This is a genomic window from Streptococcus sp. k-378 (assembly GCF_013277505.1).
GTDB classification, from domain to species: Bacteria; Bacillota; Bacilli; order Lactobacillales; family Streptococcaceae; genus Streptococcus; species Streptococcus pseudopneumoniae.
Map to the genome: position 1 here is coordinate 1 of NZ_VMNC01000088.1, position 24,306 is coordinate 24,306.

Annotated in this window: 37 protein-coding genes; 36 read left to right on the forward strand and 1 reads right to left on the reverse strand. The window is 35.6% G+C overall.

The window, feature by feature from the left end; translation table 11 throughout:
- Window positions 1-56: 56 nt before the first annotated feature.
- A complete protein-coding gene (locus HT719_RS08680) occupies window positions 57-1,067 on the reverse strand; it encodes a YeiH family protein (protein ID WP_172924986.1) in 1,011 nt (336 codons plus the stop codon).
- A 148-nt stretch (window positions 1,068-1,215) separates the two neighbouring features.
- On the opposite strand from HT719_RS08680, the gene HT719_RS08685 reads away from it, so the two are divergent.
- The 36 genes from HT719_RS08685 to HT719_RS08845 all read left to right on the forward strand — a co-directional run bounded on the left by HT719_RS08685 (window position 1,216) and on the right by HT719_RS08845 (window position 23,942).
- Complete coding sequence (locus HT719_RS08685) at window positions 1,216-2,385, forward strand: pyridoxal phosphate-dependent aminotransferase (RefSeq protein ID WP_172928909.1); 1,170 nt, start codon at window positions 1,216-1,218, stop codon at window positions 2,383-2,385.
- Window positions 2,382-3,152, forward strand: a complete 771-nt coding sequence (gene recO / locus HT719_RS08690) for a DNA repair protein RecO (protein ID WP_000616135.1) — start codon at window positions 2,382-2,384, stop codon at window positions 3,150-3,152. The genes HT719_RS08685 and recO overlap by 4 nt, the downstream gene beginning before the upstream one ends.
- Window positions 3,149-4,141, forward strand: coding sequence for a phosphate acyltransferase PlsX (gene plsX / locus HT719_RS08695; RefSeq protein ID WP_172928911.1), 993 nt, complete (start codon window positions 3,149-3,151; stop codon window positions 4,139-4,141). Before recO ends, plsX begins: the two co-directional genes overlap by 4 nt.
- A gap of 5 nt (window positions 4,142-4,146) precedes the next feature.
- Window positions 4,147-4,380 carry an acyl carrier protein gene (locus HT719_RS08700; protein WP_000136446.1) on the forward strand — a complete coding sequence of 78 codons (234 nt, stop codon included), beginning with the start codon at window positions 4,147-4,149 and terminating at the stop codon, window positions 4,378-4,380.
- A 116-nt stretch (window positions 4,381-4,496) separates the two neighbouring features.
- The gene (locus tag HT719_RS08705; protein WP_240156567.1) at window positions 4,497-5,402 is read left to right on the forward strand and encodes an NlpC/P60 family protein; all 906 of its coding nucleotides are present in this window, start codon (window positions 4,497-4,499) and stop codon (window positions 5,400-5,402) included.
- A gap of 112 nt (window positions 5,403-5,514) precedes the next feature.
- Window positions 5,515-6,684, forward strand: a complete 1,170-nt coding sequence (locus HT719_RS08710) for an N-acetylmuramoyl-L-alanine amidase family protein (protein WP_050261359.1) — start codon at window positions 5,515-5,517, stop codon at window positions 6,682-6,684.
- Window positions 6,685-6,836: 152 nt separating this feature from the next.
- Window positions 6,837-6,983, forward strand: a complete 147-nt coding sequence (locus tag HT719_RS08715; RefSeq protein ID WP_023940555.1) for a smi_0057.1 family bacteriocin-like peptide — start codon at window positions 6,837-6,839, stop codon at window positions 6,981-6,983.
- Window positions 6,984-7,547: 564 nt separating this feature from the next.
- Complete coding sequence (locus HT719_RS11695; RefSeq protein ID WP_007285090.1) at window positions 7,548-8,363, forward strand: GHKL domain-containing protein; 816 nt, start codon at window positions 7,548-7,550, stop codon at window positions 8,361-8,363.
- Entirely contained in the window at window positions 8,360-9,091 is a 732-nt protein-coding gene (locus HT719_RS08725; RefSeq protein ID WP_172928913.1) for a response regulator transcription factor, read from the forward strand. Before HT719_RS11695 ends, HT719_RS08725 begins: the two co-directional genes overlap by 4 nt.
- 243 nt (window positions 9,092-9,334) lie before the next feature.
- On the forward strand, window positions 9,335-9,463 hold the full coding sequence (locus tag HT719_RS08730) for a smi_0059.1 family bacteriocin-like peptide (RefSeq protein WP_000658221.1): 129 nt from the start codon (window positions 9,335-9,337) through the stop codon (window positions 9,461-9,463).
- Between the two features lie 11 nt (window positions 9,464-9,474).
- The gene (locus HT719_RS08735) at window positions 9,475-9,615 is read left to right on the forward strand and encodes a hypothetical protein (RefSeq protein ID WP_001004581.1); all 141 of its coding nucleotides are present in this window, start codon (window positions 9,475-9,477) and stop codon (window positions 9,613-9,615) included.
- Window positions 9,616-9,725: 110 nt separating this feature from the next.
- The gene (locus tag HT719_RS08740) at window positions 9,726-9,908 is read left to right on the forward strand and encodes a class IIb bacteriocin, lactobin A/cerein 7B family (protein WP_000435077.1); all 183 of its coding nucleotides are present in this window, start codon (window positions 9,726-9,728) and stop codon (window positions 9,906-9,908) included.
- Between the two features lie 19 nt (window positions 9,909-9,927).
- Entirely contained in the window at window positions 9,928-10,119 is a 192-nt protein-coding gene (locus HT719_RS08745) for a hypothetical protein (RefSeq protein ID WP_000439598.1), read from the forward strand.
- Between the two features lie 29 nt (window positions 10,120-10,148).
- A complete protein-coding gene (locus HT719_RS08750) occupies window positions 10,149-10,349 on the forward strand; it encodes an SPPN_00645 family bacteriocin-like peptide (RefSeq protein WP_001055966.1) in 201 nt (66 codons plus the stop codon).
- A gap of 192 nt (window positions 10,350-10,541) precedes the next feature.
- Window positions 10,542-10,772 carry a bacteriocin-like peptide BlpU gene (gene blpU, locus HT719_RS08755; RefSeq protein WP_001093485.1) on the forward strand — a complete coding sequence of 77 codons (231 nt, stop codon included), beginning with the start codon at window positions 10,542-10,544 and terminating at the stop codon, window positions 10,770-10,772.
- Between the two features lie 2 nt (window positions 10,773-10,774).
- The gene (locus HT719_RS12050) at window positions 10,775-10,900 is read left to right on the forward strand and encodes a PncF family bacteriocin immunity protein (RefSeq protein WP_007284823.1); all 126 of its coding nucleotides are present in this window, start codon (window positions 10,775-10,777) and stop codon (window positions 10,898-10,900) included.
- Window positions 10,901-11,506: 606 nt separating this feature from the next.
- On the forward strand, window positions 11,507-12,094 hold the full coding sequence (locus HT719_RS08760) for a recombinase family protein (protein WP_172928915.1): 588 nt from the start codon (window positions 11,507-11,509) through the stop codon (window positions 12,092-12,094).
- 198 nt (window positions 12,095-12,292) lie between these two features.
- Entirely contained in the window at window positions 12,293-13,528 is a 1,236-nt protein-coding gene (locus HT719_RS11930; RefSeq protein ID WP_050971608.1) for a CAP domain-containing protein, read from the forward strand.
- Between the two features lie 46 nt (window positions 13,529-13,574).
- Window positions 13,575-14,975, forward strand: a complete 1,401-nt coding sequence (locus HT719_RS08770; RefSeq protein ID WP_172928918.1) for an N-acetylmuramoyl-L-alanine amidase family protein — start codon at window positions 13,575-13,577, stop codon at window positions 14,973-14,975.
- Window positions 14,976-15,004: 29 nt separating this feature from the next.
- A complete protein-coding gene (locus tag HT719_RS08775) occupies window positions 15,005-15,334 on the forward strand; it encodes a hypothetical protein (protein ID WP_240153443.1) in 330 nt (109 codons plus the stop codon).
- Window positions 15,335-15,450: 116 nt separating this feature from the next.
- Window positions 15,451-16,365, forward strand: coding sequence for a hypothetical protein (locus tag HT719_RS08780; RefSeq protein WP_172928919.1), 915 nt, complete (start codon window positions 15,451-15,453; stop codon window positions 16,363-16,365).
- Window positions 16,352-16,720 (forward strand): DUF6287 domain-containing protein, encoded by a 369-nt coding sequence (locus HT719_RS08785; protein WP_240153444.1) that lies wholly within the window; start codon window positions 16,352-16,354, stop codon window positions 16,718-16,720. The genes HT719_RS08780 and HT719_RS08785 overlap by 14 nt, the downstream gene beginning before the upstream one ends.
- A 492-nt stretch (window positions 16,721-17,212) precedes the next feature.
- Complete coding sequence (locus tag HT719_RS08790; RefSeq protein WP_000658224.1) at window positions 17,213-17,341, forward strand: smi_0059.1 family bacteriocin-like peptide; 129 nt, start codon at window positions 17,213-17,215, stop codon at window positions 17,339-17,341.
- An 11-nt stretch (window positions 17,342-17,352) separates the two neighbouring features.
- Window positions 17,353-17,508: a hypothetical protein gene (locus HT719_RS08795; protein ID WP_001004584.1), complete on the forward strand. Its 156-nt coding sequence runs from the start codon at window positions 17,353-17,355 to the stop codon at window positions 17,506-17,508.
- A gap of 34 nt (window positions 17,509-17,542) precedes the next feature.
- A complete protein-coding gene (locus HT719_RS08800) occupies window positions 17,543-17,737 on the forward strand; it encodes a class IIb bacteriocin, lactobin A/cerein 7B family (protein ID WP_000180815.1) in 195 nt (64 codons plus the stop codon).
- Between the two features lie 27 nt (window positions 17,738-17,764).
- On the forward strand, window positions 17,765-17,965 hold the full coding sequence (locus HT719_RS08805; protein ID WP_000478865.1) for a hypothetical protein: 201 nt from the start codon (window positions 17,765-17,767) through the stop codon (window positions 17,963-17,965).
- Window positions 17,966-17,973: 8 nt separating this feature from the next.
- The gene (locus HT719_RS08810; protein WP_001047582.1) at window positions 17,974-18,141 is read left to right on the forward strand and encodes a class IIb bacteriocin, lactobin A/cerein 7B family; all 168 of its coding nucleotides are present in this window, start codon (window positions 17,974-17,976) and stop codon (window positions 18,139-18,141) included.
- 3 nt (window positions 18,142-18,144) lie between these two features.
- A complete protein-coding gene (locus HT719_RS11710) occupies window positions 18,145-18,360 on the forward strand; it encodes a bacteriocin immunity protein (RefSeq protein WP_078929797.1) in 216 nt (71 codons plus the stop codon).
- 80 nt (window positions 18,361-18,440) lie between these two features.
- Complete coding sequence (locus HT719_RS08815) at window positions 18,441-18,620, forward strand: hypothetical protein (protein ID WP_172922013.1); 180 nt, start codon at window positions 18,441-18,443, stop codon at window positions 18,618-18,620.
- A gap of 687 nt (window positions 18,621-19,307) precedes the next feature.
- Window positions 19,308-19,502, forward strand: coding sequence for a hypothetical protein (locus HT719_RS11715; RefSeq protein ID WP_000757185.1), 195 nt, complete (start codon window positions 19,308-19,310; stop codon window positions 19,500-19,502).
- A 20-nt stretch (window positions 19,503-19,522) separates the two neighbouring features.
- Window positions 19,523-20,416, forward strand: coding sequence for an XRE family transcriptional regulator (locus HT719_RS08820; RefSeq protein WP_172922014.1), 894 nt, complete (start codon window positions 19,523-19,525; stop codon window positions 20,414-20,416).
- A 542-nt stretch (window positions 20,417-20,958) separates the two neighbouring features.
- On the forward strand, window positions 20,959-21,255 hold the full coding sequence (locus HT719_RS08825) for an uberolysin/carnocyclin family circular bacteriocin (protein ID WP_000837726.1): 297 nt from the start codon (window positions 20,959-20,961) through the stop codon (window positions 21,253-21,255).
- A gap of 6 nt (window positions 21,256-21,261) precedes the next feature.
- Window positions 21,262-22,398 carry a hypothetical protein gene (locus HT719_RS08830; RefSeq protein WP_172922015.1) on the forward strand — a complete coding sequence of 379 codons (1,137 nt, stop codon included), beginning with the start codon at window positions 21,262-21,264 and terminating at the stop codon, window positions 22,396-22,398.
- Window positions 22,395-22,877 (forward strand): stage II sporulation protein M, encoded by a 483-nt coding sequence (locus HT719_RS08835; RefSeq protein WP_138699533.1) that lies wholly within the window; start codon window positions 22,395-22,397, stop codon window positions 22,875-22,877. Before HT719_RS08830 ends, HT719_RS08835 begins: the two co-directional genes overlap by 4 nt.
- Window positions 22,874-23,470 (forward strand): ATP-binding cassette domain-containing protein, encoded by a 597-nt coding sequence (locus HT719_RS08840; RefSeq protein WP_000687786.1) that lies wholly within the window; start codon window positions 22,874-22,876, stop codon window positions 23,468-23,470. The genes HT719_RS08835 and HT719_RS08840 overlap by 4 nt, the downstream gene beginning before the upstream one ends.
- Window positions 23,451-23,942, forward strand: a complete 492-nt coding sequence (locus HT719_RS08845) for a hypothetical protein (protein WP_000671988.1) — start codon at window positions 23,451-23,453, stop codon at window positions 23,940-23,942. Before HT719_RS08840 ends, HT719_RS08845 begins: the two co-directional genes overlap by 20 nt.
- Window positions 23,943-24,306 lie beyond the last annotated feature (364 nt).

Consider the following 24,306-nt stretch of genomic DNA (forward strand, 5'->3'; position numbering starts at 1 on the left):
TCACATATATACGGCAAGGAGACGTTGACGTGGTTTGAAGAGATTTTCGAAGAGTATTAGAAAATGCCGATAAGGGTCTGCATACCAAGACTGGTGAGGATGATGGCAATCCAGCAGATGGCTCCGAGAACAATGGATTTTCCGCTGGATTTGACCATAGCGACCAGATTTGTTTTGAGTCCGATAGCACTCATGGCCATGACAATAAGGAATTTAGAGAGTTGTTTGAGTGGGGTAAAGAAACTACTGGACACACCTAGAGAGGTGAGTAGTGTAGTGAGGAGAGAGGCAAGGATAAAGTAAAGGATAAAAAGTGGGAAGACTTTTTTCAGTTGTAGGCTTTGCTTGTTTTCTTGTTGGCGACTTTGCCAGTAGGATAGAAAGAGCGTGATAGGGATAATGGCCAAAGTACGTGTGAGTTTAACAATGGTTGCAGACTCGAGGGTATTGCTTTGGTAAAGACTGTCCCAAGCGCTGGCGGCAGCCGTTACAGAGGAAGTATCGTTGACCGCAGTCCCTGCAAAGAGGGCGAAGCCTTCATTGGATAGATGAAGCCAGGTGCCGAGGGTTGGAAAGATGAGTGCAGCCAAGACATTGAAGAAAAAGATAACGGAAATGGATTGGGCTACTTCCTTTTCCTTGGCATGGATAACGGGCGCTGTCGCAGCAATGGCAGAACCCCCACAGATGGAAGAACCTACTCCAACCAAGGTAGCCAGTTTTGTATCCAGTGCAAAGAAGCGCTGGAAGAAGTAGGCAATAATCAGAGCTATTGAGATAGTGGACAGGATGACAGGGAGTGAAGATTGCCCAACTGCGAAGACTTGCGAGATATTGAGACCAAAACCAAGCAAGACAACGGCATATTGGAGCAATTTCTTGGAACTAAAGGTCAATCCAGCATCCAGTTGTTTATAGGACGAGAGAAAGGGATGTAGGAGCATGCCCATAAAAATCGCAAAAACAGGCGCGCCAATAACAGGGAAGAATCCTCCTAAGTACCAAGATACGATTGAAATGAGAAGGCAGGCAAAGATACCTGCTCCATTTTTTGATAGAAATGACATAAAAACCTCCAAATAAAATCTCTTACCATTATAGACCTATAAACAGGAAAAGTAAAATAAAAAGTGGAAAGCTATTCTATCATGTATTTTTGCGGTCGGGGGTTTTTTGTAGTATAATAGAGATACGTTTTGAAAGTAGGAGATATCTATGGATTTAACTAAGCGCTTTAATAAACAGTTAGATAAGATTCAAGTTTCGTTGATTCGTCAGTTTGACCAGGCTATTTCTGAGATTCCTGGGGTTTTGCGTTTGACCTTGGGGGAACCTGATTTTACAACGCCAGATCATGTCAAGGAGGCGGCCAAGCGAGCGATTGACCAGAACCAATCCTACTATACAGGGATGAGTGGTTTGCTGACTCTACGTCAGGCGGCCAGTGACTTTGTTAAGGAAAAGTACCAACTGGACTATGCTCCTGAAAATGAAATCTTGGTTACAATTGGGGCGACAGAGGCTTTATCTGCTACTTTGACGGCTATTTTGGAAGAGGGAGACAAGGTGCTTTTGCCAGCTCCTGCTTATCCAGGCTATGAACCGATTGTCAATCTAGTTGGGGCAGAAATTGTCGAGATTGATACGACTGAAAATGGTTTTGTCTTGACTCCTGAGATGTTGGAGAAGGCCATTTTGGAGCAGGGTAACAAGCTCAAGGCGGTTATTCTCAACTATCCAGCCAATCCGACAGGAATTACCTACAGTCGAGAGCAGTTAGAGGCCTTGGCAGCTGTTTTACGCAAGTACGAAATTTTTGTTGTCTGTGATGAGGTTTACTCAGAATTGACCTACACAGGCGAAACCCATGTGTCTCTAGGAACGATGTTGAGAGACCAGGCTATTATTATCAATGGTCTATCTAAATCACATGCCATGACAGGTTGGCGTTTGGGGCTGATTTTCGCTCCTGCGACCTTCACAGCCCAGTTAATCAAGAGTCACCAGTACTTGGTCACTGCCGCAAATACCATGGCGCAACATGCTGCGGTAGAAGCCTTGACGGCTGGTAAAAGCGATGCGGAACCTATGAAGAAGGAATATATCCAGCGTCGGGACTATATTATCGAGAAAATGACTGCTCTTGGTTTTGAGATTATCAAACCAGACGGTGCCTTTTATATCTTTGCTAAGATTCCAGCAGGATATAATCAAGATTCTTTTGCTTTTTTGAAGGATTTTGCTCAGAAGAAGGCCGTTGCCTTTATTCCTGGTGCTGCCTTTGGGCATTACGGAGAAGGCTATGTTCGCCTATCTTATGCAGCTAGTATGGAGACTATCAAAGAAGCCATGAAACGACTTGAGGAGTACATGAGAGAAGCATGATTCAGTCTATCACGAGTCAAGGCTTGGTGCTCTACAATCGCAATTTTCGTGAGGATGATAAGCTAGTCAAGATTTTTACTGAGCAGGCTGGTAAGCGGATGTTTTTCGTTAAACATGCTGGCCAGTCTAAGCTGGCGCCGGTTATTCAGCCCTTAGTGCTGGCACGATTTCTCTTGCGAATCAATGATGATGGGCTTAGTTACATCGAGGACTATCATGAGGTGATGACCTTTCCCAAGATTAATAGCGATCTCTTTGTCATGGCTTATGCGACCTACGTGGCAGCTCTTGCCGATGCTAGTTTGCAGGATAATCAGCAAGATGCTCCCTTGTTTGCTTTTTTGCAAAAGACTTTGGAGTTGATGGAAGCAGGCTTGGATTATCAGGTTTTGACCAATATTTTTGAAATTCAAATCTTGACTCGATTTGGAATCAGCCTCAATTTTAATGAGTGTGTCTTCTGCCATCGGGTTGGTCAGGCTTTTGACTTTTCTTTCAAATATGGAGCCTGCCTCTGTCCAGAGCATTATCATGAGGATGAGAGACGTTGCCATCTCAATCCCAATATCCCCTATTTGCTCAATCAATTTCAAGCCATTGATTTTGAGACTTTGGAGACCATTTCGCTCAAGCCCGAAATCAAGCAAGAGTTACGCCAATTTATGGATCAACTCTACGAAGAGTACGTTGGGATTCACCTAAAATCAAAGAAATTTATTGATTCCCTAGCAGACTGGGGACAATTACTAAAAGAGGAAAAGAAATGAAAAAAATCGCAGTAGATGCTATGGGGGGCGATTACGCACCTCAGGCCATCGTTGAGGGTGTCAATCAAGCCCTAGCTGACTTTTCAGATATCGAAGTTCAACTTTACGGAGATGAAGCTAAAGTCAAGCAATATCTGACAGCGACAGAGCGCGTCAGCATTATCCATACGGATGAAAAGATTGATTCAGACGATGAACCTACGAGAGCTATTCGGAAGAAGAAAAATGCCAGTATGGTCTTGGCGGCCAAGGCTGTTAAAGATGGAGAGGCAGATGCTGTACTATCGGCTGGGAATACAGGCGCTTTGTTGGCAGCAGGATTTTTCATCGTGGGTCGTATCAAGAATATTGACCGTCCTGGGCTTATGTCGACCTTGCCGACTATTGATGGGAAAGGGTTTGACATGCTGGACCTCGGTGCTAATGCAGAAAATACAGCCCAGCACCTCCATCAATATGCGGTTCTAGGTTCCTTCTATGCTAAAAATGTTCGTGGAATTGCGCAACCACGTGTTGGCTTGCTCAATAACGGAACAGAGAGTAGTAAGGGCGACCCGCTTCGTAAGGACACCTACGAATTACTAGCAGCTGATGAAAGTTTGAACTTTATCGGAAATGTGGAAGCGCGTGATTTGATGAATGGCGTTGCAGATGTTGTTGTGGCAGATGGTTTCACGGGAAACGCTGTGCTCAAATCCATCGAAGGGACAGCTATGGGAATCATGGGCTTGCTCAAGACAGCTATTACAGGTGGTGATCTTCGAGCGAAACTAGGTGCCCTCCTTCTCAAGGACAGCCTCAGAGGTTTGAAAAAACAGCTCAATTATTCAGATGTTGGTGGAGCGGTCTTGTTTGGTGTTAAGGCACCTGTTGTCAAGACTCATGGCTCAAGCGATGTCAAGGCTGTTTATAGTACGATTCGCCAGATTCGTACCATGCTAGAAACAGACGTAGTTGCCCAGACTGCGCGTGAATTTTCAGGAGAATAAAAGAGATGACAGAAAAAGAAATTTTTGACCGTATTGTGACCATTATCCAAGAGCGACAGGGAGAGGACTTTGTCGTGACAGAATCCTTGAGTCTGAAAGACGATTTGGATGCGGATTCTGTTGACTTGATGGAGTTTATCTTGACACTGGAGGATGAATTTAATATCGAAATCAGCGATGAGGAAATTGACCAACTCCAAAGTGTAGGAGATGTGGTTAAGATTATTCAAGGAAAATAGAAATCGGAGTTCCAAGGCATTTGCTTTGGAATTTTTTATTTGGTTCAAGTGACCGTTTAGGAACAGATTTAGTCTTTCTAGGGACAGTAGAAATCTGAGGAGAAATAAGGGATATAATGGAGTCAGAAAAAATCAATCTCCAAAAAGGAGAAAAAGAAAGGATTTTTATGATGAAAAAATATCTTTATTCTAGTTTGTTAGTTCTTGCAGGAGGCGTTCTCCTAGCAAATACTACGGTAGCCTATGCTGATTCCCCATCAGCAAGTGAGAAAGAAGCGATTGCTCAATTAGTTAATCAAGGCAAGATAAAAGCTGAAGAAGCTGATCAAGTAAAATTGATTGGTTTTGAAGATAAAGAAACTCAAGCAGAGGGCAATCAAGAGAAGAAAGCTTTCAATCAATATCGTGATCCGAAAGGAACATGGATGCAAACCAATGGTAAATGGTGGTTTAAATACGGTTCAGGTGGGTATGCTAAAAATTGGGAACAATTAGATGGTAAGTGGTACTATTTTGATGACCAAGGATGGATGAAAGAAAATACTTGGATTCAACCTGATGGTAATTATTACTACTTATCTGCTAGTGGTGCTATGGTCACTGGTTATCAACGTGTGAATGGTACACCATACTTCTTCAGAGCCAGTGGTGTATGGGTAGAAAATCGTGGACAGGCACTTGGTGAATATGCCGAGACATTTGTAGGGAAAATCCCATATGTTTGGGGTGGGGCAGATTTGAATAGTGGCGTAGATTGCTCAGGATTTACGATGGCTATTCATGCTAAGTTTGATATTAGTATTCCTAGAGTAACCTATGGTCAAGCAACAGGAGGAAGCTATGTAAGTAATGGTTCTCAACAAGCTGGAGATTTGATTTTGTATAATAGTGAAGAGACAAATGACCATGTAGGTATTTATGTTGGTGGTGGAAAGGTAGTTCATGCTCCATATCCAGGTCAATATGTTTCTTATATGAATCAATACGGTATTACTCAAAATACAATTCGTAGATATTGGTAATATTGTCTAATTTTTCACAATATTATTGACTTTGACTATGAAAAGTATTAGAATATAGCTAAATAAAGAGGGGAAGCCCTCTTATAGCTATTCAATAAAGGAGGAAATGGCTATGAAAAAATCTAAACTACTTACACTTGGTTTGCTTGCAGGTGCTGGTCTACTTTTGTCTATCAACCAAGCACAGGCTGCAGATACTTGGGTTAAAAATGGTGCTGACTGGAATCTTTCACAAGATGGCAGTCTAGCTAAGGATAAATGGGTACAAAATGCTGGCTCATGGTATCACTTCGACAGCACTGGTAAAATGCAGACAGGCTGGCTCAAAGACGGCAATACTTGGTATTCTCTAGCAGATAGTGGTGCTATGCGCACTGGCTGGTACAAGGAAGGTAACACATGGTATTCGCTCGCAAGTAGTGGCGCCATGCGTACAGGTTGGTACAAAGAAGGATCTACATGGTATTATCTCAAAGGCAGTGGCGCTATGGCAACAGGATGGGCGACTCCAAATGGTAAATGGTCTTACTTTGAAAAATCAGGTGCTATGGTCGCAGATAGAGCTGTTCCAGCCAGTGATGGGGAAAGTTATGTCATTGGTAAGGATGGCTATCTAGCAAATAGAAAAGATGCTGGATACAGTATTCATGATATTGTCAAACTTGGAGATGGGCAAGAATATTTGCTAAATGCTAAAGGTGACGATGTTATTATTGAAAAGAATGCCTGGTATATCAGACCAGAGTTCAAGAAGTTTTCTAATAAATATGGAGATGAGGTTGCAAATACTACCTTAGCTTTAGTGGATAATAAAGAAGAAGGACAAGAAATTGATCCTAAGGCAGTTTTACAGAACTTCCAAAACTTACCAAATCGCTACTACTTTGATGAAAATGGACATCGTGTGATTAATATCCCAGCAATGACAACCTATTCAGAGATTAAAAAAGTTGGCAATGATGTCTATTTAGAAAATCCAGGTGCACGACTTCGTCTTGGAGCTACCCACTTTACAATCAATAACAATAAACTATACTATTTAGAAAATGAGCAAGGTAAGCTCAAAACAGGTTACTTTGTATTGATTGATGATGGTATGGCTACAACCCACTATCACATCCTAGCCTATGCGGATCAATCTGGTGAAATTCTTAAGATGAAACGCTTGCCATCAGGAGTTTCAGATTATCTGGATAAAGAAATCGATGGTTTATATGGTGAAAAAATTAAAATTGAATCTCCACACTCAAACGAATATTATAAAGTGGTTGTGGTTAAATAAAAATAACATCTTCACAACTAATCGTTAACGCTCTAACCAATATACCATTTTCAAGAGGCTTTAGATTTCTTGTATTTTAAAAGAAAACTAAAGCCTTTTGTAGATGGAGCAGGGGATAGAGTTGTCTATAAAATAATGAAAAGGAGTCTGTCATGGAAATGAAAAATATATTTGTAGAATTGAAACAATTTGAAGAATTAACTCCAGAGGCTTTGGAGAAAGTGAATGGTGGAGGGATTTTTGAAGATGCCGTAAAATGGTGCGATAAGTTATTTAGTACGGGTAGACACTTTGCTTAAATTCACAGTATTCGTTAGAGATTAGATTTATTTATGATTATTTTAGAATTCTTAGTTTCTGTGCTATATATACTGTTGGTAGTCGTTTCAACCATGGTTCCTACTATTTATTTGGGTGCTCAAATTTCCCCAGAATTTTATAAAAAACGTTATTGGGTCCTTGTATTTTTAATTAGTTTATCTGCTCGCCAAACATTTGGAGAATTATTTCATATAGGAATCATTCTCTTCTTTTACTGTATTTTTTTACTAGTATTGCACAAGGGAAAAGGGGAAGCTTTTTTTCTTTCTCTGTATCTTTTTCTCTTCTTTCAAAGTATTCGTTATTTATTTTTGACAATTTGGATTCGTGTATTATCTGGTGAGCCTTGTTGTTTTGTAGATTCGTTTTCCACTTTATATAGATCTGTATTTGATTTATTATCAATATTTCTATGTTCTACAATTATGAAACGTTGTTCTTTGGATTTGGATTTATTCTTTTCAGATGCTTTCAAAACCCACTATTATAAGAGTTTTTTCATTATCCTACCTCTGACTGGATTTAGGATATTCTCTTCGTTTATGACCAATAGAAATAGTTCGTTCTACGTTCGTTTTGATACGACCATTTCTCTCCTGATTTTCATTCTCTTTTTCTCTTGGCTCTTTTACATCAAGCATTTGGAGCAGGTTTATCGTGATGAGCAGACCATTCAGAGACAGGAAGATGAAAATCGTTCCTTGCAAGGAATGGTGGATAAGTTGGGACATCTCTATGATGAGGTTCGAGGTTTCCGTCATGATTTTGCGGGAATTGTCGCCAGCATGGAGCCTGCCATAGCAAATCAAGACATGGCTGAGGTATCTACCATTTATCAAGATGTCTTTCTAAAGACTAATGAAAAGCTGAGGAAGGCGGATTACACGGCCTTTAATCTTCACAATATCCATGATATAGCTATTCGCAATACCTTGGCAAAAGCCATGATTGTGGCAGATAAGCAGGGAATTCATTTTAGTTTGGAGACGGTGGGGGTTGTCGAAGAGCTGGCATTGCCTATGTTGGAGGCTATCCGTATCCTCTCTATCCTCACGACAAATGCTTTAGAAGCAGCCAGTGAGGCTGAAAATCCGCAGATTCGGGTTGCTTTATTGGCAGGTGATAGGAGTGTCCGTTTTATCATTGAAAACACTCGTAAGAAAGAAGAACTGAATCCCAGTATTCTCAGTCAAAAGGGTTACTCTACCAAGGATAACCACAGTGGACTGGGCTTGGCAACCTTGGAGGACATGGTTTTTCATTATGATTTAAACTTAGATACCCAGCTAGGAGAGACGACTTTTAGACAAGATTTAGAATTGCCATTTAAGGATGAGAAACGAGGGGGAGAGGAATGAGAATTTTAGTTTTGGAAGACGATAGAGTCCAGCAAGGACGGATAGAGCAGACTTTACTAGATATCGGTCGCTCTCGCAATTTAAGATTGGAAATTGATATTGCCAAAAACTATGGGGATGTTGAAAAGTATTCTCAGTATTTTGACCATTACCAGTTCTATTTATTAGATTTAGAGATTGATGGAGAGCGTGAACGGGGCTTTCAGGTTGCTCAACAGGTTCGGGAGCGGGATCCTTTTACAAGCATTGTCTTTGTGTCCACGCACTCGGAGGCCTTACCTCTAGCTTTTCGCTACCACTTGTCTGCCTTGGATTTTATTTCCAAGGATCAGCCAGAGGCGGACTACTGTCATCAGCTGGAGCGCTGTCTGGACTATGTACTGGCAGTAGATAAGAGGGAAAATATGCGTCTCTTTACCTATAGTTTTGAGGGAAGACGGGGCTTCACTCTGCCCTACCATGAAATTTTAGCCTTTGAAACTTCAGTGGAATCCCATCGTATCAAGGTCTATTATGCCAATCATTCTATCAAGACCATTTATGGCAGTCTCAAGGATATCGCTGCCAAGGCTGAAAAAGATTACTTTGTCTATGCCAATCGCAATACGTTAGTCAGTTTACAGGCTATTGAAGAGATGACTGCCACAGAAGTGACCTTGTTAGAAGGCTTGCATTTCCCCGTATCACGAACAGCCAGAAGAACCCTTAAAAAATATCTTAATGTCTAATATCTGTTAGATTTGAATGAGTTTATCAATAAGAATATCGGAAAATTTTCTGATATTCTTATTTTTTGACTTCTTTTTCGAATAGATAAGTAAGAGGAAAAAGAAAGGAGCTTGCTTCATGTATCTACCAATTTTTTATCCGTGGTTTACTAAATTATTTTTCAAATAAAATTTAATTTAGTTGTACATTTTCGAAATTTTTTTCGAATAGATAAGTAAGAGGAAAAAGAAAGGAATAAAATAATGAAAGAACATTATTACGGATTTGTTGAGCTAACTTCGGAAGAATTGACCGATATTCAAGGTGGAGAAAATTGGACGAAGACCCTTGTAGATTGGTACATTGGATTTCGTAGAGGTTTTGGTTTTTAGGAGGATAAGAGATGAATGAAATGAATGATAAGTATACTATTGAAGTATTAAAGGAAAGCGACTTAGCCTTGCTGGTGGGTGGTAGTGAGGCAAGTTACCAACATGGTTTAATGGTGGGGTTCATTTTACGTCGTGCGTTATTTGGATTCTAAGATAATATTTAGAGAGTGAAGCTTACCTACAACAATGAACAGAATATATGAAAAAGGAAATACAAATAACTACCTTTTTCAATTGTTAAGAATCAAAAAAGGAGAATAAGATGGAACAAATTAAAAATATGGAAAATAATTTTCATGTAATGAGTCATGAGGAATTGGCCGATGTAGAAGGAGGCTTGCTATTTGGTCTGGTAGTAGTTGGAGGAGTCGCAATTGCAGGAACATTTTTATTGGGTGCGGTAGATGGTGCTTCAGGAGCACATGCTAAGCGTCGTGGACGTTAACAGGGAAGGAAGAGCGCTGATGGAACGCATAATAGAAAGTTGGATTACTAGGGTAGAGAATTTTTACAGTTTGCAGTCAATTCCTGTGAAAGTATTCATTTTCATAGTTGGAGTAGTTGGGATTTATGCTTTAGGGACATTACTTTTAGGACCGGTTTATTGGGCGGGGCAGAAGTTTGGCGAAACAATTTACAATTATTTGTTTCAATAAAAAATTATAGATAAAGAGGAACAGACATAATGAATATGATAAAAATTGAAGAAAAATTTACAAGTCTTACAGAAAAAGATTTGGCAACAGTAGAGGGTGGTCGAGTGTCATGGAGAGGTAATATTAACATCGATGTCCACAAAGTGATTGATAGTACGGGAAGATTTTTCGGTGGTATCTATAATGCTGGTAGATCATTTGGGCGAAATGTTTACAATGCATTTTATTAATATAGTTTATTAAAATGAATATCATATATTATATTTTTGAATTCGTTTTCGAATAGATAAATAAGAGGAATACAGGGAATGATTATTTCAGTAATTCAAGATTTGGATGAAACAATTTAATAAACACTGCTATACCAAACTTGTCAAGTTTGCAACAAGACAAGCATTAAAATAAAAAAGGAGGCATTCGTTATGAATACAAAAACGATGTCACAATTTGAAATTATGGATACTGAGATACTTGCTTGCCTTGAAGGTGGCGGATGCAATTGGGGAGATTTTGCCAAAGCAGGTGTTGGAGGAGGAGCAGCACGAGGTCTTCAGCTAGGAATTAAAACAGGAACATGGCAAGGTGCAGCAACTGGTGCTGCGGGAGGAGCTATATTTGGAGGTGTGGCCTATGCAGCGACATGTTGGTGGTAATTATGGATTTTAAAAGTTTTATTATTGGTTTAGTAGTTGGTATATTTGGTCCCTATATGGATGATCTAATTAGAAAAAAATTTTTAAAGTCTTCGGAGAAGAAAACAGAAAAATTTGTCAAAAAATAATCAAAACGATAAATGATGAATCTGATTCAAAATTATCTTGCACATGTAAAGAGGACCATCTCTCCTCTTATCAGGTAAATAGGAATCTTGCAGTAGCGAATCAAAAAAGGAGTAACTATGAATCGTAATTTAGAACGGTGTTATCTATTCTGACTATGAATAGATCATACCAGAGGTGGCTTATAAATAGCGGGGACATTAGAAATTGAAGTAACTTTAAATAGGATGTCGTAAATGTTGCTATCAATGATTTATTTGTCCCAAGCTTGCCTAGGGTGTCAGTAAAAAATCAATTTCCTTTCAAAATAGCATATTTTTAGTAGGTAGGACGTTTGTTCTGCCTATTTTTTGCTAAAAAGTGCAGTTGAAGTGTCTATTTGCATCATTTGGAGTTTTACATGTATTTTTGATAAAAAATAGGTATAGAAATTAGGAAAGTTGAAGAAAAGGAATGAAGGAGGTCTTAGTTTGTGATTTTTTACATACTTTTAAGGCTTGATGAACCAGTTTGAACTAATATATAATTGCTAGAAATTGAATACACTACTCCTTGAGGGCATTTTGCCCTTTTTTATATTTTACAATAAGTGTAAAAGGAGAGTTTTTATGCGTTACGGTTATGTTCGAGTATCTACAAGAGAACAAAATATTGATAGGCAATTTTCAGCATTGGTAGAAAACAAATTATCAAAAGAGAATATTTTTATTGATTACGTTTCAGGAAAAGATTTTGACAGAATGGAATATCAAAAATTATTAACTACCTTGAAAGAAAATGATGAATTGGTTATTAAATCAATTGATAGGTTGGGAAGAAACTATGATGAAATTTTAGAACAATGGCAATCGATTACTAAGAAAAAGAAAGTAAATATAACTGTTTTAGATTTCCCCTTATTAAATACAAAGAATAGCAATGATAATATCACAGGAAAACTAATCTCCGATATCGTTTTACAAGTCCTATCTTATGTGGCACAGTTTGAAAGAGAACAAATCAAACAAAGACAAATGGAAGGAATACGGGAAGCACAGAAAAAAGGGAAGAAATTCGGCAGACCAAAATTGGTTGTTCCGAATAATCTCTCTGATGTGATAGCTCAATATAAGAAAAAAGAAATAACCTTACGAGAAGGTGCAGACATCTTAGGAGTATCAAAAAGCACCTTTCACAATTGGATAAAAAATTCATAGTTCTTGTCAAAAAACCTAGGATTTTTTGGACAGAAAATACAGTCTATTTTAGAAGCGTTTTCGTTAGAAAAAAGGTTCTAAAATCCAGCATTTTGACCAATTATTATTACACTTCCATTTTATCAAGTTTGTCCAAAAAAGTCTAGATTTTAGGACAAACTGATTATTTTACAATAAATAAAAATAGGGGGACACGAAATGGACACCAAAGCTAAAAAGTTCACACTTGCAACGATTTCAGCTCTATCACTTCTTGGGGTAGGAATTGTTACATCACAATCAGTAGCTGCTAATGATAGGCTGGTTTCCACTCAAGCAATCAATGGTCAATCCTACAATATCTTAAACTCTGAGGTCACTAGTACTTCTTCTGGTACTACTCTAGTTGGGATTGAAGGGACTTTCTTAACGCCAGATAAACAGGCTATCTTAGATCGTATCAATGCTATTCGAAAAGAGGCAGCAGATGAAGGTCTAGTTACTAGCTATGTTCCGATCAAATGGTCAACTGAACTAGAAAAAACAGCCTTCGTTCGGGCAGCAGAAGCTTCTGTAACTAGGCATCATAAACGTTTATCTAATAAAGATATTTGGAGTGCCTGGCCTTCAGGGAATTTTTCACTAGCCGAAAACTTAGCTTGGAACTATGATGGATTTATGATAGCTATTAATCAATGGTATGACGAAAAAGCAGATTACGTCAAATCTCGTAGTGGGGCAAGTGTATCTGGTCAAACTGGACACTACGAATCCTTAATCAATCCAGAATTGACCTATATGGGTTTGGCAGCCTTTGAAAACCCTGTCACTCAAAATGGATGGATTACCATTGCACAAAGTTTCGGAACAGCATCTGGTGGCTCTGAAGAATTAGCTGGTGGTTATGGAAAGGCCATTCAATATACAGAAGCAAATTCTTCTCAGATTCAAACATTTGCGACTAAGGCGAATCTTTTTGACAAAGACTTGAAGGCAATCGGAACTCATACCAGTAAGAAAACAAAACAAGGTAAGTCTAACGGGACTAATAAACCAGGTTTCTTTTTTCAAATGCAAGATATTGGTAGGGGTATGGGTTTTTGGCAACAATCGGGCTCTCGTTGGTGGTTTATGCAACTTGATGGGTCTTACCCTTACAATCAGTGGGCAAAATTAGATAATATCTGGTATCACTTCGATAGTTCAGGCTGGATGCAGACAGGTTGGTTGAAAGACGGTAAGGCTTGGTACTATCTCGACGGTTCAGGCGCTATGAAGACTGGTTGGCTCAAAGATAACGGTAGCTGGTACTATCTCGACGGTTCAGGTGCAATGAAAACTGGCTGGATGAAAGTATCTGGTAAATGGTACTATGCCTATAGCTCTGGTGCCCTCGCACTCAATACGACGACCCCTGATGGCTACCGTGTCAATTACAACGGTGAATGGGTATAGGATAAGATTATAAAAAATAGATAAAAAGAAAAGGAATACAAAAATTATGAAAAAAATCGTTTTAACGACTACAGCAGTTTTATCACTCCTAGCAACAGGAGCTACAATTTCAAGTGTCAATGCTGCAGACATTCCAATGGTCAAAGTATGGTCTCCAGCAGCCAATGCTTATGTTGAAGTCCCTGCTATTGGTTATCGTGATACAGATTTAGTCGCAACAGATGTGACGCTTGTAGAAAAAAGAAAAGCACAACTCGGAGCATTTTCTAAAGGTAATAGTGAATTTATAACGGTTGATTATGTAGACAAAGCTTATAGACAAGAATTTTCTAAGCAATTTGCAAGTTTTGAATCCAATGGTATCGCCACATTCAACGGTAAAACAATTGTCTTTAAAGCAACAGACTATGGTATCTATACCATGAAGTTTGAGCTAAATGGTACTCGCTATAAGTTAACTGCTGATGTCAGAGAAAATCTGGGAAAAGGTGGTCCTTTTTACACTTATGTAACCAAACTAGAAGTCTTATCAAATAATCAAGCAAATACTATCTCGAATACGAGTACTGAAAAACAAATAGAAGCAACAATTACAAAGGTTGAAATTGATTATTTTGGACTTAGCTTCGAAGGAAAAATTTCAGAGCCACTACAACACGGGGGAGATAAAGCCGCCAAAGGAAATATTACTTTAATTGATAAGGATAGTGGAAAAGTTGTATATCAAAGTCATAATGCGGTAATTTTTAGTGGTTTAACTAAAGACGTTAGTGACCAATTTCTACTCCCCTTAATTTATAGCAATAAATTTAAAGGTGATATTTTTGTTTCAAAACAGTTTCCTGCTGGAACATATATCTTGGAGATGTCTGGGGAAGCTGGTTCACCTTATGATCACTTAACTGATACAAGAAAACGTGTCTTTAAAGTTAGAAAAGAGGTGACTATCGGAAATCCTTCGAGAAATTCAAATATTAACACGACTACTCAATCAGGTTCGAATTCATCTAGCTCGTCAACTTCTACAAGTTCGTCATCTGGAAACTATTCTAACACGGATACAACCATGACGACCCATCAGTCTAAATCTACTTGGATGTATTCGAATGGTCGCTGGTGGTATAAACACGAAGATGGCACTTATACAACTAATGACTGGGAAAAAATCAATGGTGTTTGGTATCGTTTTGATAACTCTGGTTGGATGCAAACTGGCTGGGTAAAAGACAACGGCACGTGGTACTATCTCGACGGCTCAGGTGCGATGAAGACAGGTTGGGTCAAAGATAACGGTAGCTGGTACTACCTTCAAGATTCAGGAGCTATGAAAACAGGCTGGATGAAAGTATCTGGCAAATGGTACTATGCCTATAGCTCTGGTGCACTCGCAATCAATACAACTACACCTGACGGTTATCGTGTCAATTACAACGGTGAGTGGGTATAAAAACAATTTCAAATTGTAAGATTAAACATATGAAAAAATTATTTCTATTCAGTATCAGTATTTTAGCTATCTCCATTTTAACAGCTTGCCAACCTCAGAGTAAAAACACTTCCTCAGAAAGTTCTGAAACAACTACTTCTAGTAGCAGTTCGCCTACTTCCACATCAGAAGAGAAGAAAAATGATTACACCCTATATAATCCTGTCCTTAAAGAATATGCCAAAGTATTAGATGATTCATCAGCTTCACCTAAAGAGCTCAATTCAAAAGCAAACTTAAAAAATACTTATCCTAAAGAATACTCTGGACTACAGTATAGCTTGTATGATTTAGACCAAGACGGTAAACTATTTATTTAATAATGTTTGTTTTAGGAGTTCTTTGATAATGAAAAAATAATTTTATTAACTACTTATCTTCATGCACAATAATTTAATTTTTACAAATACAAATAGTAACTAACGGAGAATTTTATATGAATCGCAAAATAGTTTTAATTTCACTACTTCTTTCAGGATGCATTCTGACTGCATGTACTCATACTAAGTCTCAAAGTAATCAAGAAGAAAAACAAATAGAACAAGTATCTTCAAAAAGCAAAAGTACTGAATTTGCTGAATACTTATCAAAAAATGAAACCATTATCTATGATTTAGAAAATTCTAAATCAACCTCAAAAGAAACTAGAATCGAATTTTTATTAGTTGCCAAAAATAACACAATTACAGCATTTGATTTACGCGGAAGTAAAAATAGCGAACATTTAACATTAGGCGATGTAAGTAAATTATCTGACAAAGAAGTTATTGAGAAAGCGAAAGAACTTCATAAGCAAAATATAAAAACTTATTATGACAACCTCGTCAATTATTATAAGGAAGATTTAGAACTTACACAAAAGGAACTAGATGAATATAAAGCAAAACTAGACAAATATCCTGAAGGGTCAGTTGGAATAGCAAATGGTTCAGCTGAGGAACATGAGCAACGAATTGAACGACATAAAAAAACTATACAGGCATTAGAAAATTCCAATGAACTTACAGAATTATCCAAACCTGGTACCGGCTCTTATTCTATCAAGTTAAAAACAGATGGTAGCGGAAATCAGACTGCTTTTGAATATTTAAAATATACTGGAACAATATTTGATAAGAAAAATAAGGAAATTGATATTTCAAATCCACTAAAAAATTACTTCCCTACAACTGAAGACAATGGTTTTGGTGTTTCTTCATTTTATGCTATGGATATCTACGATTCGACTTTTAATATTGGAGTAAATAAAGACCATGAAAATACAATCGCAATTCGAACCAATAAAAATACACTCTTCACGCTTGACAGTCCTAAAACAAACTTAAAGAATATTACCGTTGATAAAAAGTAATGATTATTCTGCAATTCAAAATGGAGATTTTTCTAGTGTCGCAGGCACTTGGAGGAATCGTACAGGTATTGAATTCACCTTTGACAAAAATGGTTTAGTAAGTGATCATTCCAAGATTTCAATTGAACATGCTAAGGAAATTGACCACTATCTCAAGGCAAGTTCTGTTTCTAAAGATGGAGGTGCTGGTGCAGCTATTGCCTTTTTACCAGCAGGAATCCCTATAACCATGTCTGTCACCTCTTCTTCAGATAATGGCTATACTGACTCGTCTGATATTACACAAGACCGCTTATGGTTTGGACACCAACTTATCAATGGTAGTACCGAGGGATTTTTTTACAAGGTAGAATAGTTTTAATAGACTTACAAATTTATCAATAAGAATGTCGGAAAATTTTCTGATATTCTTATTTTTTTGACTTCCTTTTCGAATAGATAAGTAAGAGGAAAAAGGAAGGAGCCTAGTTCATGTTTATATCAGTGTTCTACCCATGGTTCACTGAGTTATTTTTTAAATAAATTTAATTTAGTTGTACATTTTTGAATTGTTTTTCGAATAGATAAGTAAGAGGAAAAGAAAAGGAGTTTGCTTCATGTATCTACCGATTTTCTATTCATGGTATATTAAATTATTTTTCAAATAAAATTTAATTTAGTTGTACATTTTCGAAATTTTTTTCGAATAGATAAGTGAGAAGGAAAAGGAAGGAGTCTAGTTTATGTATCTACCGATTTTTTATTCATGGTACATTAAATTATTTTTTAAATAAAATTTAATTTAGTTGTACATTTTTGAAATTTTTTTCGAATAGATAAGTGAGAAGAAAAAGAAAGGAATAAAATAATGAAAGAACATTATTACGGATTTGTTGAGCTAACTTCGGAAGAATTGACCGATATTCAAGGTGGAGAAAGTTGGGTGAAGACCCTTGCAGATTGGTACATTGGATTTCGTAGAGGTTTTGGTTTTTAGGAGGATAAGAGATGAATGAAATGAATGATAAGTATACTATTGAAGTATTAAAGGAGAGCGACTTAGCTTTGCTGGTGGGTGGTAGCAAGGAAAGTTATCAACGGGGTCTAATTACAGGTCTATTGTTACGCGGTATATTTATTGGAACCCCATTTTTTAGAAGATAAGATTTAGAAAAAATAGAACAAGAGGAGAAAAAAGATGACAAATTTTGACAAAATGGAACAGAACTTTGTAGCTCTTACAGAAGAAGAGTTGATGGATGTGGATGGGGGAGCATTGCCTCTTGTAATCGCCGGAGTGTCTATCTGGAAGATAGGTGCAGCAGTAGCAGGTGGAGCAGCAGCGCTTTTTGCTGGAGGAGCAGCTTTGGGGTATTATGCGAATAGACCATAATCTGATTGTAGTCAGAGAGGCATTTCTATGTTTTTAAAAAAAGAAGTGATATTATTAGGGGTATTGTTATCGCTACGTATTATTTTTACTATCGTTCAAATTTTAATTGATTATAAAATATTATCTGGACAGTATAGTATAAATTTTATGGATATTTCAGAAGTATTTACTTATCCAATACTCATTTTAATCATTTACATAGCAATAAAATATAATACAAAGGAGTAATGACGAATATGAACTTAGAACAATTTTATCAATTATCTGACGATGAATTAGTGGGAACAAAAGGTGGTTTTGGTCTTGCGGAAGCAGTTGGGATTGCAGGAGTACTGAATGCTGCTGTACAAATTTTTAATGCTGGTTACAAATTTGGTTCAGATTTTGCTCGTCGTGGGCGTTAGATAATGAACAGTCGCAACCTTAATCTCAATACATTGTTACCTAAACTAGCCACGATATGTCCTTTGTTGGGAATAACTCTTAATGTCGCGCTTCATGTGATTCGTACAGGTTCGTTAGTATCCTTTAATTGGCAATGGACTTTAGTTGGTTTGCTTTTCTCAGGATATTTTGGTATTTTTCGCAAAGATTTGTCAAAAAATAATCAAAACTATAAATGAAGAACATGAATCAAAAGGATTTTGTGTATATGAATGGTAACGTTTTTCCGCCATTCTTGTCAGGCAATTAGGAGTTTCTTATGAAAACATTTTTATTAGGCTTTGCTGAGAGTTATTTTACCGTATCGCTCATAATCTACATCGCAACGTATTTGATTTTGAGAAATCCAATCAATACCCTATTTTATCCAGAAATTTACCCTGTTTTATTTGGACTCTTTTATCTAGGATATAAGGTCAAGAAAAAGCGAGTAGAGTAAACAGTTAAGAATGACTTGTTAGTCTGCGCTGAAAATAGCTAGGCTAGAATCTAAGAATGCATCACATTGGAGTTTAATATGAAATTTGTTAAATCAATACTGAAAGTTTTGCCTGAAATTATGGTATGACTTAGTTCAATGTCTTATATCATCATCAGATTAGTAGCTGATATGAATAAAGTATCTTTACCTACTTGGTTTGATAGTTTCAATATACCAACGATTGCATTATTTATGATGGTCTTCATTCTTTTATACAGAAGTAAAGAAAAAAAGAATGGATAAATTTGAGGTAGTAGACGTTCTATAGGGAATAGGTGTCTTATAGTAACGAATCAAAAAAAGGAGTAACTATGAATCGTAATTTAGAACTGTGTTATCTATTCTGACTATGAATAGATCATACCAGAGGTGGCTTAGAAATAGCAGGGACATTAAAAATTGAAGTAACTTTAAATAGGATGTCGTAAAGGTTACTATCAATGATTTATTTGTCCCAAGCTTGCCTAGGGTGTCAGAAAAAAATCATTTTCCTTTCAATAGCATATTTTTAGTAGGTAAGACGTTTGTTCTGCCTATTTTTTGCCCAAAAAAGTGCAGTTGAGCTGTTTATTTGGAGTTTTACATGTATTTTTTGATAAAATTTGATAAAATAGGTATAGAAATTAGGAGAGTTGAAGAAAAGAAATGAAGAAGGTTTTAAGATATTTTTTAGTATTTGTTTTTCTATTTTTGATGAATATTTTCATCTTTAAGATACTAGCAACTCTGGGATTTCAGCTGACAATGAGTGAAAAGAGTTATATTGTACCACCGCTGTTTTCGATTATCGTTTTGTACATGATTGACAAAAGAATTAGGAAGAAAAAGAAATCTTTGTAATCAACTTAAGGAGTATTACTATGGATGAGTTGAAACGTGAAATTGGTTATAAAATCAAAACTATTAGGCGATCTTGTGGAAAAACTCAGATAGATATTTGTGGTGATGAATCAGAGTTGACGATTCGTCAGCTAGCACGTATTGAAAATGGGCAAGCTTTAGCAACACTTCCTAAATTATTATTGATTGCGGATAAACTTGGAGTATCATTACAGAATATTGTGGATGTTAAGGTTATAGAGATTCCAAAAGGATTCCTAAAACTCAAAGATGAGCTGATTCATTCTCAAACCTACGCTGATAAGGGAAGAATCGAACGAAAAGAAGCTATACTTGAGGAAATATATGAAAACTATTATGAGAATTTGCCTGAGGAAGAGCAGTTAATTGTGGATGTGACACAAGCTCGTTTTGATATTTATGGTAGTTCAGATGTGACCTACGGTTTAGGGTTAGTGGAAGAATATTTCCAGCAGTTATTAAAAAAGAAATATTTTTCTGTAAATGATTTGTTGATTATTGAATTGTATTTCTTTTGTTGTGCTATGGGATTAGAAGATAAAGAACATTTTGAGGAGTTAGCTCAAAAAGTATTGCTATGTTCAGAATATGAAGATAAGGCTAGCCTAGCTCAGATGGAAAAAGTTCTTCTGAGCCTATTTATCCAAATTCAGACAGAAGATAGTCTGATATATATTCAAACATTTGAGAAAATTATTGCTAAAACAAGACATGTTTTTTACCGACCTCATCTATTTTTGCTAAAGGCAAAATATGCTTTATTTGTAGACAAGAATATTTTAGAGGCAGAAAGTTTCTATGAAAAGGCAATTTCTCTAGCAGAATTGCTAGATGATCAGATATTAGTTCAGAGAATCTTAGAAGAAAAACAAATAGATTTCCCAAAAACCTGACTTCTAAGTCATGTTGTTTTTTTCATGTTTTTGTTATACTAAACCTATAAAGAAAACGCTCTCAAAAAGAAAGGAGGTTTATTATGGTTGGAACGTTATTTGTCCCTTTAAGTATAAGAGTTTGGTTCTATCTATAATATCAGGTAGAGATTAATGGAATAAAGTATTCTTATATTGGATTAAAGGAATGTTTTAATAGGTTTCCTACATTAGTATAGAGGATGAAACTCAATTTTCAATGATATAAAAGAGTGATTTGGAGATTGTGAGGGTTGAGTATGTTTATTTATGATGTAGGAAGTGTAAACTAAAAAGGAGGTAGTAATCGTATAAAAGTTAAATAGACATTATCTTTTATTGAGTCTTAGTGATATAAAAGTAATTTGATAATCTAGGAAAATGTAGTAGTAATTTATTTATTATAGATATGTTAATAAAAGTAGTATAAAATATAGACGAACATTTGAAGAGAGTTAGGAATACAACATGTGCGAATTAACTCTCAATAAAACATACATAATATACAAAAGGAGTACACTAAAATGAAATCTAAAAGAATGGAATTTCATAATAAATTTCTCATTGTTTCAGCAATGTTAGCAGTCATTAGTTGGTTAAGCTTAGGTGTTGTTTCTTTTCCTATGTTGGCTGGGACATTAGGAATTTCGACAAAAGCTGCTGCTACTGTAGTCAATTTGATTAGTGCTTATAGTACAGTTACAGCAGTAATTTCAATTGTAGGTGCAATCACAGGAGTAGGTTCTATTGGTTCGGGTATTGCAGCAACAGTTCTTTATATATTGAAAAAGAAGGGTGCTGCTAAAGCAGCTCTATGGTAGAACTAGATGAAAATACTTTCTAAAAAAGAATGTGAAAGTATTTTAGGTTATCTTAATTTTATTGGGATAACCCTTTTGTTTTTTGTTATCATAAGTTTGTCAATCTATTTTAAAAGCTATCTTCCTTTTCAAGGGAAATTATTTTTACTTTTTTTGGTAGTAGATTACGCTACTTTGAATCGTTATAATATGAAACTGACTATCCAAAGTAAAAAAATAAATACTTTCTATATAAGGAAAAACTATATTTTTCTCTATCTTCTTGCCATTGTCAAGAAATATTATTCTTTCCAAATTTTACAATCATTCATTTATTTATTTATTTTGTATTTTCTAGATATTATTGGATATTTTTATTTATACATTACTCTTTGTTTGATAGTTATTCAAATTATTTCTTTAATTCTACCTAGTTTGTTTTCAATTATAAGTAAATTGTTCTTATTTTTATCTATAGGACTATTGTCTATAGAACAAGGACAAGTTGTAATTTATGTCATACTACTCAATTATTTTATTTTAGTTATGGGGATATTAGATAATCATGCGAGTAATTTCTATTTTAAAAGCAGTCGAATGAGCCAAAAAAGATTTCGTAGCAGTCTATTTATATTGCTTCGTTTTTGTTGGTTAAATAAAGGGTTAACTTTTTCTTTTATTTTGATTAGTATTCTTCTTTCCTATCTATTTTGGTATATGATGACGATGTTATCAATTGATGGTACAAAAATACCAATATTGTTTCTTTATACCTCAATATATATCACATTAATGGAGGCAATAATAGGGAATCATAAATCCTCAATTGGGGTAGATCTAGCTTTACTTCAATTATCTGCTCTTAATCATTCTAAAATGAATTTCTTTTTTAAGAATGCACAACTAATGATGTTGACGCATTTAATCTCTTTCTTACAATTTTCATTGTTGTTATGTTTGATTCCGGTGACAAGTTATAGTAATGATATAAAAAGTATTTTGTTGAATTTGTTATTGATTCCATTCAATTATTTTATAGCCTATGTCTATTATAAGAAAGCTCTATTTTTAATTAAAGGTACAGTTAGTTTATTGAGATGGAGTTTTCTGGTTTTATATTGTTTTCTGATATTATTTGTAACTTTAGTAGGGGGCATTAGATGAGAAAAAGTGGTTTTCTGATTTACTATGTGTTATTTTGTACGGTCTGTTTTTCACTAGGTTTACTTTTAAGCTTTATATTAAAAAGTGAGACTTTTGCTACTATACCTCCGAAACTGGAATTACAATTTACATTGACAGTTTTACAGGCAAATTCTACAAATTTTTTGCTATATCTATTCTGTTTTCCGATTTCGCCCTTATTGCAACTTTTTGATTTGCTATCTTTAGGAATACAATTGGGTATATCTGGTCAGATGATTGGAATAGTAGCTACAATAAAAGGAATATTACCTCATGGTTTTATTGAAATACCGAATTTTATTTGGTATCAAGGTATGAGTCAGTATCTTTTATACCGATTATTGAAGGATAGGGGAATTGAAAATATACTTATTTATATAAAAAGTAATTTAAAATGGTATATCATTTCTTATATTTTATTAATTTTAGCAGCGTTGATAGAGGGAATTAAATTATGAAAATTGAAAATGAATCCAAAAGTTATGATAAATGTATACTGAAAAATATATCACTCGAGATTGATAAAGGAATTTACAGAGTTGAAGGAGAGAATGGTTCAGGAAAGAGCACCCTTCTACAACTTTTAGCTGGGCTAGAGACTTTTGATAGTGGTTTAAAGAATTGTGTCTCCAAAGATGTACTATACCTTGATACCAATCAGCTTGGGGTTATTCCATTTACTATAGAAGAAAATTTACAGTTATTGTGTGATTCTTTTCAAATTCATCTATCATTTGAGGATAAAGAACAAATTAATACTTTTTTTGATAACAAAATCGGAGATAACTATATGACAGCCTCTACTGGAACAAAATTCAAATTAGGCTTATCCTTAATTTTTGCTAAAAATTGGGATTATATTTTTATTGATGAGACCTTATCAACAGTGGATGCAAGAAGTATTGATATGATTGCTAAACGCTTAATTTCCATGAAAGAAAGCTCTACTATTATATATGTATCTCATAATTTATTGAATCAAGAATTGATTAGCAAATCTCAAAGGATTTTAATAGAGGAAGGACGGGTTTATGAAATTTCAAACAAATAATAGTTTATACAAATTAATGAATCTGATTATTTATCTTTTTCTTTTATATTTGTTTATTGATTTACTGATGAAGTCGGGAATTTTAGATGAACAAATTGATAAATTATCTGAACTATCTAATCTTTTTACAATTAAAATAGAAACAATATTGACAGTGATTTCTGTTGTTTTCACATTTATAGCAACTCTTATTGAATATGGATTTTCTCTCTTTTTGATTACATTATTTTTTGATAAGGATAAGAGGAACTTTGGAGATATTCTTTTATCTAAAAATATAACCTTAAGTTTTAGCATTTTACTTTGTTACTTATTTAATCCATCGGATATAAAGTTTGCTTATTTCAGCATATTGACAGTATTACTAATTGGGATAACAAATTATGCGAGATTTAAAAATTTAAGATTGACAGTAGTATTTTCTGTACCATTTTTATTTAATGCTATAGTGTCTATTATAAATAGTTTTTAGAAATACTAAAATTTCTTTTCTTTACTTAATAATGACACGAAATCATTTCGGTTTTATTAACTTGGAATTCTTATATTTTCTAGGTAGAACGTTTGTTCTGCCTATTTTCTTTATCCAAAAAGTGCAGTTGGGAGGGAGATAGGCGCATTTGGGGAGGAAGTCCAGTTTTTGTTTGAGGATTGGGGTAAGATAGTTGTTATCAGATGAGTTTATACTCTTCGAAAATCAAATTCAAACCACGTCAACGTCGCCTTGCCGTATATATGTGACTGACTTCGTCAGTCCTATCTACAACCTCAAAACAGTGTTTTGAGCAGCCTGCGGCTAGTTTCCTAGTTTGCTCTTTGATTTTCATTGAGTATAA